Here is a 7,628-nt window from a genome sequence, read left to right as displayed (position 1 = left end):
AACTGCAACATGTGCCCGTACATGGCGCTGAACACGATGGAGAAGCTCTACGTGGCGCTCCGCGATCTCCAGCCGCGGATCGAGATGGACGAGGATCTCCGCCTGCGGGCGAAGAAGTCGCTCGACGCGATGCTCGACATGGCCGGCCGGACGGTGGGGCAGGGCGACGTCGGGCGGCCGGTGTTCGCTGCCGCCTGATGACTGAGTTCCGGCTCGAGGGGTTCAACCTTCAGCAATTCGTCGCTGCCACCCTGGCCGAGGATCTTGGCCCTGGCGGCGACATCACGTCCGCCGCGGTGATACCCGCCGACGCCGAGTTCCGGGGCGTGATGGACAGCCGCGACGAGACCGTGGTGGCGGGCCTGCCAATCGCAGAGGCTTTCTTTCGTGCGCTCGACTCGCATGTCGAAATCGAGCGGCTGGCCGAGGATGGGGACGTGGTGCCGGCGGGCACCGATCTGATGCGGCTTCGCGGCAATGCGCGCGCGCTGCTCACCGCCGAGCGCTCCGCGCTCAACACCCTCCAGCACCTTTCCGGCATCGCTACGCTTACCCGCCGCTATGTCGACGCCATAGCCGGCACTGGCGCGATCCTGCTCGATACGCGCAAGACCATTCCGGGCCTTCGCGTGCTCGAGAAATACGCCACCCGCATGGGCGGTGCGCAGAACCACCGCATGGGCCTGTGGGACTCGGCGATGATCAAGGACAATCATGTGGCGGTGGCCGGAAACGTCGCGGAAGCCGTCCGCCGCGCTGCTTGCGCCGGCATCGCGCGCATCATCGTCGAGGTGGACGGGCTGGATCAGATCGAGCCCGCCATCGAAGCGGGCGCTACCCACCTTCTGCTCGACAATATGGACGTGCCGACGCTTCGGGAAGCGGTGCGGCTGGTCGGCGGCCGCGTACCCACTGAAGCCAGTGGCGGCGTCACCCTCGAAACCATCCGGGCAAAGGCCGAGTCCGGCGTGACCTACGTCTCCGTCGGCCGCCTGACGCAATCGGCCCCCGCTGCCGATATCGGGCTCGATTTCGCCGCCGCCTGATCTTCGCTTGCCGTCGTGGCGGAGGTGGCTAATCTCCCTCTTTCAATAAAAGGGGGAAATCATGCGACCGAAATCAATCGTGCTGTTCGAGCGGCTGGTGGTGCTGGGTATCGTTCTGGGCATCATCAGTGCGTTCCTCATCCGTGAGCAGGTCGCGGCGATGCTCGCGGCGCAGGGACAGGGTGTGGGCACAAACACCGTCTATATCATTCAAGCCGTCACGATCGCGCTTTACCTGCTGCTCATATGGTTCATCTCGCGCCACGGCAGTCCCGTGGCGAAATGGATTTACGTGATTCTCTCCGGGCTCATTCTCATTTCGGGCCTCGTCGGCATTGGCCAGACGCTCGAGTTCGGCGCCGTCCCGGCAATTCTGTCGGTCGTTCAATATGCGATCACTGCCGCAAGCATCTGGCTGCTGTTCCGGCCCGATTCGAAAGCCTGGTTCAGCGAGGGCCGCGGCGGCGATTCGTAAAGCCCGGCGCCGATCCGCGCCCGCGCCCGTCGCAGCGTCAGTCGTTGCGGCGGGCGACGACCTCGCCTTCGAGGATCATCGTCGAAGGGTGATGCTTGTCGAGGTGCCGCTTCAGGATCCTGAGGTTGCGCGTGTTGGAGCGGAAGGCGAAGTCGAACAGATCGCCGACGAGGGGAATGGCGCCGATCAGCGTGTCGACGCCGACATTGCCGGCCATCCGCGCAAGGTGGAACTTGGACATGCCGAGGTTCCGCCCCTCCCAGATCAGCCATGCTCCCATCGCCGTGGTGACGAGGTCGCCGACTACGGGGATCAAGCCGACGATCGCATCGAGCCCCACCTGGCGGTTGATGCCGGGAATTGTGAACGCCCGCTCCAGCAGCATCTCCATCGCTTCGAGGCGCCGCCGCACGGACGCGGGGTCCCGCCCGATCGGTAGCTGGTCCGCTATGCGGCTGAACTGTTCCTGCGGCGTCGGCATGGTTCTTCGAAGCTAGGGCGCCTAGCGCCGCGCTGCAACCAGCCCACCCAGAAAGCGCCGGCCGAAGGGGTTGGGCTGAAATCCGGTAAGCCGCGGCGAAACCAGCGACCATCGCACCGGCGCCGTCAGCGGAATGAACGGCGCCAGCTCGGTCAGGAGGCGGTCCGCCTCGACCAGATGGGTGTGCCGCTCCGCCGGCGTCAGGGCTGTCCGGACGCGCTCCAGGGCCGCATCGGCCTCCGCGCTGCAAACGAGGATCGAGCGGCAGGAGAAGCGCCGTAGATACCATGTGGCGACGTTCGCCGGCGCCACCGCATCGACAAGGCGCAGATCCGCTTCCGCCTCGGGCCCGACGGCCGCCGCGTCGACTCCGATCGTCCTCCAGTCCCGCCGCAGATGCGCGAAGATCAGCCGGTATCCCGGCCCCGCGGGTACCGCCACCCTGAGCGCGAGCGGCCGGTCGCCCGCGGCTCCGGCGATGAGCCGGGCGGCAGTAGCGCGGCGCATCGGCAGCGGGTCGGCCGCCCAGGCGGGGAGGGCCGGTGCCGGGAGCTCCTCGATCCCCGGCGCGGCCAAGGTCTCGCGCGGCAGGAGATCGGGCACGCGCAGCGCAGCGACCAGCGCCGCCCGGTCCACCGACATGCTGAGCGCGCGCCGCACGTCCGCGTTGGCGGCCGGCCCGGCGTTCCGCGTGAAGGCGAGGCCGAACAGTCCGGCCACCGGATCGAACCGCAAGGCCGCCGCCGGAGGGGCCGCCGCCCGCGCGACTGGAAGATCACCCGCCGTCCCGCCCGTCACAAGATCCGAAAGCCCGCGCTCGAACCGCGCGACCGCCATCGGCGCGGTTTCCCCGCGCAGCACGATCTCGGTCTCGGAGCTCGGCCGCTCGCCGTCCTCGTCCTCCGGCAGTTTCAGGCGGAGCGCTCCGTCTGGGCGGGGTTCGGCGCGATAGGGGCCGGTGCCCGCATTGTTCCGGACGATCGCCATTTCCGGCTGGGCGAGCAGCTGCAGGAGGTTCGGCCGCGGCGCGATAAGGCCGATCTCGAGCACATTGTCGGTCATCGCCTCCACTTCCGCAATCGCGCCGAGGATCGGCTTTAGGGGATTGCGGCTGCCGCGGGCGATCGCGGCACGCAGCCGCGCCGCCACCTGCTGCGCGGTGACTGGGGCGCCGCCGGACCACGCGGTGCGAGCGATGCGGAAGGTGTATCGAAGCCCATCGTCGGAGACGATCCAGCTCTGCGCCAGCGCAGGCTCGACCTGCCCGGCCGCGTCGAACCGGACCAGCCCCTGGGCCGTCAGCTCCGTCAGCAGCGCCGAGGGCGGATCGAGCGGCTCGCTGTTGGGGCTTGCAAGCTCCGGCGGCCCGCCGATGGCGCTGACGGCGATGGGCCCCCCGGCCGACTTGTCGCAGCCGCCCGCAAGCGCTGCCGCCGCCAGAGCGGCCCCAAGGAAAAGGCTTCGAATCTGCATCGCGAACGCCCGAATAGCCCAGCCGGAGGCGGATTATTAGCCGTGCCGCGAAAAGCGCTGCCGAACCCCGGTTTCACCGCCGATTTTTACCTCTCCTTCATCAATCGGGATGTAGCTGAATTCTTTGACGAGGACCCCGGAAGAAAATGAAGTCCGACCACTCCCAACCGAGCCACTTCAAGGACCGCCGGTCCGACCGTACGGCTGTCGGGGAGACGGCCCAGCTGCGCCACCACGACTGGTATAGCGTGGAGGTGAAGGTCCACGATGTTTCCCAATGCGGGTTCATGGCCGAATGCGCCAGCCCGGTGCAGATCGGAAGCTATGTTTCGCTGGACGTTCCCGGCGTCGGGCCGGTGCGGGCGCAAGTGCGCTGGCAGATCGGCGGCCGAATGGGCGGCATGTTCCTCGATCCGATCAGCCTCAACCGCTGCGAATGGACCGCGATCAAGGCCGAGCCGCCCAAGGCAGCCGCCTAGCCTCGTTTTGTGGCTGGTCCGAGGGACCTACCGTGGCTTCGGCAGGCGCCTTGAACCAGGCATAGAGCTGGGCCGCGACCAGCGCTGCGATCATCAGCGGGATCGCCGGCAATCCGAAGCCGCCCATGGCGACTCCCAATCCTGGGGCGAGGAATCCCAGCGCCGCCAGCAACCGGAAGGGGATCGCCACTCCCGGGCGGGTGGCGGTAAAGAGCGCCGCCACCGTCACCGCGTTCAAATCGTAATTGAAGCCGTAGGGCAGCAGCAGGAAAGTGCAGGAGGCCGCAAGCAGCGCCGCCTCGTGCAGGCGCCGCCGGTCGCGTGCCGCCCACGCGACCAGCCCAACGCTGCCGAGAGCCAACAGCAGCTGCACACCCCAGGCGATGCCGTTCGGCACCTCCACTCGCAGCATCGCGGTCGTCGGGGAGGTGCTCATCAGTGAGAGAAGGGTGCCCTCCGACGAGATGAGCGATACCTGCGGGCCGGTCATCCGGTCAAAATAAGCGAGCCACGGCTGGATCCCGAACAGCAGCGCCGAGACCCCGACCAGCAAGGCCACCGTCACGGCCGCGCTTGCGATTGCCGTCCACTCCCGCCGCACCAGCAGCAGCACCGGCACCAGCACGGCGAGGTGGGGCTTCACCGCCATGAAGCCGAAGAAGATGCCCGCAGCGATCGGCTTTCCCCGCGCGACCGCATCGAAACCCAGCAGGAACAGCCCGCTCAGTAGCAAGCCCCAATGGCCCGCCCAGATGTTGAACAGCGCGGCCGGCGTCACCAGCGCCAGCCAGAGAGGTCCCATGCCGGGCTTCCACCAGCGCCTGCACGCGTACAGGAACAGCGCGGCGCTGAGCGCGTGCCACAGGCCCCAGGCGACGAAATAGGGGAGGGCTCCGAACAAGGCCGCGACCGGCCAGGTGAGGGGAGGGTAGGGATAGCCCATCCAGTCGAGCCGGCCGAAGCGGCCCATCAGCTCGTTCTGGAAGGCTTCGAGGTTGTAGATGAGGTCCAGCCGGCCTTCGGCGACGAGTTGGCCTGCGGTCCACCAGATCGTGAAGTCGCGGCCCCAAAAGGCGTTGCCGGTGATGTTTCCGCCCTGCTGCAGCATGAGGTCGCGGATGAACAGGAACGACGGCACGGCAAGCCCGACCATGAACAGCAGCGCCAGCGCGAAGCGCGGCGAAATCTGCAGCCGGTCCTCGCGGTCCGCCTTCTCGGGTGCGGTCGGTTTCAAGCGGTCCACCTGCCCTCCAGTCGCGCCGGCCGCTCGCCCGGCCCGGTGGTGGCTATTCTGTCAGGAAATCAAAGCGCCAGCGGCTGGAGGCCCGAGCCGGAATCGAACCGGCGTGCAAGGATTTGCAGTCCTCTGCGTAACCACTCCGCCATCGGGCCGCCGCTGCGCATGTGCGCGGAGGGCTCTTGTCTGTCAACCTGTTGCGTCCGCTGTCCGGCTCCGGACAGGAGTGTCCGGATGCGGACAGCGTTCCGCTCGTCGAACGATGCGTTTCCGTCCGGCGGGCTATCGGCCGCACCGCGCGCGGGCTAGACGGCGTGGCATGGCTCTTGCTGTTCCTAAAGAGATGATCTGCCGGACTCTTCGCTTGGCCGAGCCCTGCCTTCTGGCTAGAAGTCGGGAGGCGCAACTGGTGTATTGCGCCGATAAGACACTTGTGCGACATAGGGCGGCGGAATGACCGAGCATAATTTCGAGCACATGCGGCGCGCCATGGTCGCGAGCACGCTTCGCACGACGGGCGTCAACAACCCGCGGGTGCTTGCGGCGATCGGCGCGGTGCCGCGCGAGCGGTTCGTGCCGGCCGAGCGCGTCGCTGCGGCCTATGCCGACACACTGGTGCCGCTCGGCAACGGCCGCGAGCTCAATTCCCCGATGGCGCTGGGGCGGATGCTGAGCGAGGTGAGCCCGCAGGAGGGCGAGCGCGCGCTCGTGGTCGGAGCAGCGACCGGCTATGCCGCGGCGGTGATGGCGCGGCTGGTCGGCTCGGTCGTCGCAACCGAGGAGGATCCGGCTCTGATCGAGGTGGCGCGGCATGCGCTTTCGGGAACGGGCGTGAAGCTCGTCAAGACGCCGCTTGCTCTGGGCTATGAAGGCGATGCGCCTTATGATCTTATCCTGATCGACGGCGCGGTCGAATCCGTGCCCCAGCCGATCATCGATCAGCTGGTGGACGGCGGCAGGCTTGCGACCGCGATCCTCGATCAGGGGGTGTCGCGGGTTTCGATCGGCCGCCGCGTGGGGGAGAGTTTCGGCGTGGCGCCGATGACGGATGTGGCAACGGCAATTCTGCCCGGCTTCTCAAAGCCGCGGGCATTTAGCTTTTGAGTGGTTGGCAGTTTTTAAGAGAGTGGAGTTGGGGTTGATGCGGGGAGGGTTCATGGCTGCGGCGGCCGTTGGCGCGCTGCTGGTCGGAGGTGCCGGCGAGGCCGAGACTTTGCGCGACGCGCTGGTCCGGACCTACAACAGCAATCCGACGATCACCGGGCAGCGCGCACAGGTGCGGGCGCTCGATGCGAGCGTCGCGATCGCCAGCGCGGCGGGGCGGCCTCAGCTGTCCGGCACTGCCGGAGTCAACCAGGACGTGCTGACGACGCAGCGCGGCCGCAATAACGGCCGCAGCTTCAGCGCCGGCGTGGATGTCGGCTATCCCCTCTTCAACGGCGGGCGGGTGCGGAACGCCGTCCGCGCAGCCAATACCCGCGTCGAGGCGGGCCGCGCCAACTTGCGCGCCACCGAGGGCGACGTCTTCACCGAGGCGGTCGCTGCCTACATGGACGTGATCCGCGACCGCTCGATCGTCACCCTCAATGAAAATCAGGTGCGCGTCCTCGGTACCAACCTTCAGGCGAGCCGGGACCGGTTCGAGGTCGGCGACCTCACGCGCACCGACGTCGCCCAGTCCGAGGCCCGCCTTGCATTGGCGCGGAGCGGCCTTGCGACGGCTCAGGGGCGGCTGCGTGCAAGCGAGGAGAATTACCGGCGCGTGGTCGGCGCCCTGCCCGCCGATCTCGAGCCGCCGACGCCATTGCCGCCGCTTCCGACGACGCCCGACCAGGCAGTCGACATCGCGCTCGCCAACAATCCCGATCTGGTCTCGATCGGCGCGCAGGCGCGTGCTGCGGGGCTCGATGTGGCCGTGGCCCGGGCCGAGCGGCTGCCGACGCTCTCGGCGGTCAACAGCAGCCGCTATTTCAACGCGCTCGGAAGCGCCGACGAAGCGGCCGGCGTCAGCGAGGGCACCCTTCAGAACAGCACCGTCTCGACCGGCGTCGGCCTTTCGGCGCGGATCCCGATCTATCAGGGCGGCCTCGTCGGCGCGCGCGTCCGCCAGGCGCAGGCCTTGCAGGGCCAGCTCCTCGAGCAGGGAGTCGCCGTCGAGCGCGCGGTCGTCGCCACTGCGCGCGCCTCCTTCTCGAGCTACCGGGCGGCGCTCGAGGCGATCGAATCGAACGAGATCGCCGTCTCCGCTAACAATCTCGCGCTCGAAGGCACCCGTGCAGAGCAGACGGTCGGCACCCGCAACGTGCTCGACGTGCTCAATGCCGAGCAGGAGCTTCTGAACTCGCAGGTCGCGCTCGTGACGGCACGACGCGACGCTTATGTAGCCGGCTTCCAGCTCCTTAACGCGATGGGCCGCGCCGAGGCGGAGGATCTCGGG

Annotated in this window: 9 protein-coding genes and 1 tRNA gene; 6 read left to right on the top strand and 4 right to left on the bottom strand. The window is 68.0% G+C overall.

What is annotated here, in order from left to right; translation table 11 throughout:
• The 3 genes from nadA to VF662_RS03465 form a co-directional block, all read left to right on the top strand.
• On the top strand, positions 1 to 198 hold a 198-nt coding region (nadA, locus tag VF662_RS03475), incomplete at its 5' end, for a quinolinate synthase NadA (protein WP_464137727.1).
• Positions 198 to 1,046: a carboxylating nicotinate-nucleotide diphosphorylase gene (nadC, locus tag VF662_RS03470; RefSeq protein ID WP_464137725.1), complete on the top strand. Its 849-nt coding sequence runs from the start codon at positions 198 to 200 to the stop codon at positions 1,044 to 1,046. The genes nadA and nadC, both read left to right, overlap by 1 nt.
• A gap of 79 nt (positions 1,047 to 1,125) precedes the next feature.
• Entirely contained in the window at positions 1,126 to 1,521 is a 396-nt protein-coding gene (locus tag VF662_RS03465) for a hypothetical protein (protein ID WP_464137723.1), read from the top strand.
• Between the two features lie 37 nt (positions 1,522 to 1,558).
• Here the strand turns inward: VF662_RS03465 and VF662_RS03460 are convergent, their stop codons facing one another.
• Together VF662_RS03460 and VF662_RS03455 are read right to left on the bottom strand one after the other, a co-directional pair.
• Positions 1,559 to 2,002, bottom strand: coding sequence for a DUF4112 domain-containing protein (locus VF662_RS03460; protein ID WP_464137721.1), 444 nt, complete (start codon positions 2,000 to 2,002; stop codon positions 1,559 to 1,561).
• Positions 2,003 to 2,023: 21 nt separating this feature from the next.
• On the bottom strand, positions 2,024 to 3,475 hold the full coding sequence (locus tag VF662_RS03455) for an ABC transporter substrate-binding protein (RefSeq protein WP_464137719.1): 1,452 nt from the start codon (positions 3,473 to 3,475) through the stop codon (positions 2,024 to 2,026).
• A 146-nt stretch (positions 3,476 to 3,621) separates the two neighbouring features.
• On the opposite strand from VF662_RS03455, the gene VF662_RS03450 reads away from it, so the two are divergent.
• Positions 3,622 to 3,954 carry a hypothetical protein gene (locus VF662_RS03450; RefSeq protein ID WP_464137717.1) on the top strand — a complete coding sequence of 111 codons (333 nt, stop codon included), beginning with the start codon at positions 3,622 to 3,624 and terminating at the stop codon, positions 3,952 to 3,954.
• Here the strand turns inward: VF662_RS03450 and VF662_RS03445 are convergent.
• Together VF662_RS03445 and VF662_RS03440 are read right to left on the bottom strand one after the other, a co-directional pair.
• Positions 3,923 to 5,197, bottom strand: coding sequence for a glycosyltransferase family 87 protein (locus VF662_RS03445; RefSeq protein WP_464137715.1), 1,275 nt, complete (start codon positions 5,195 to 5,197; stop codon positions 3,923 to 3,925). The two genes, VF662_RS03450 and VF662_RS03445, sit on opposite strands and share 32 nt — an antisense overlap.
• 75 nt (positions 5,198 to 5,272) lie before the next feature.
• A tRNA-Cys gene (locus VF662_RS03440) sits at positions 5,273 to 5,346 on the bottom strand.
• Between the two features lie 298 nt (positions 5,347 to 5,644).
• Here VF662_RS03440 and VF662_RS03435 point away from each other — a divergent pair.
• Together VF662_RS03435 and VF662_RS03430 are read left to right on the top strand one after the other, a co-directional pair.
• Positions 5,645 to 6,295, top strand: coding sequence for a protein-L-isoaspartate O-methyltransferase family protein (locus tag VF662_RS03435; protein WP_464137713.1), 651 nt, complete (start codon positions 5,645 to 5,647; stop codon positions 6,293 to 6,295).
• Between the two features lie 52 nt (positions 6,296 to 6,347).
• Positions 6,348 to 7,628: TolC family outer membrane protein (locus VF662_RS03430; RefSeq protein WP_464137711.1), on the top strand; the 1,281-nt coding region annotated here is incomplete at its 3' end.

The organism is Allosphingosinicella sp. (assembly GCF_036387215.1).
In the GTDB taxonomy this organism is placed as follows: Bacteria; Pseudomonadota; Alphaproteobacteria; order Sphingomonadales; family Sphingomonadaceae; genus Allosphingosinicella.
The sequence above is the reverse complement of the archived record's forward strand: the minus strand, read 5'-3'. Positions and strand labels throughout refer to the sequence as shown.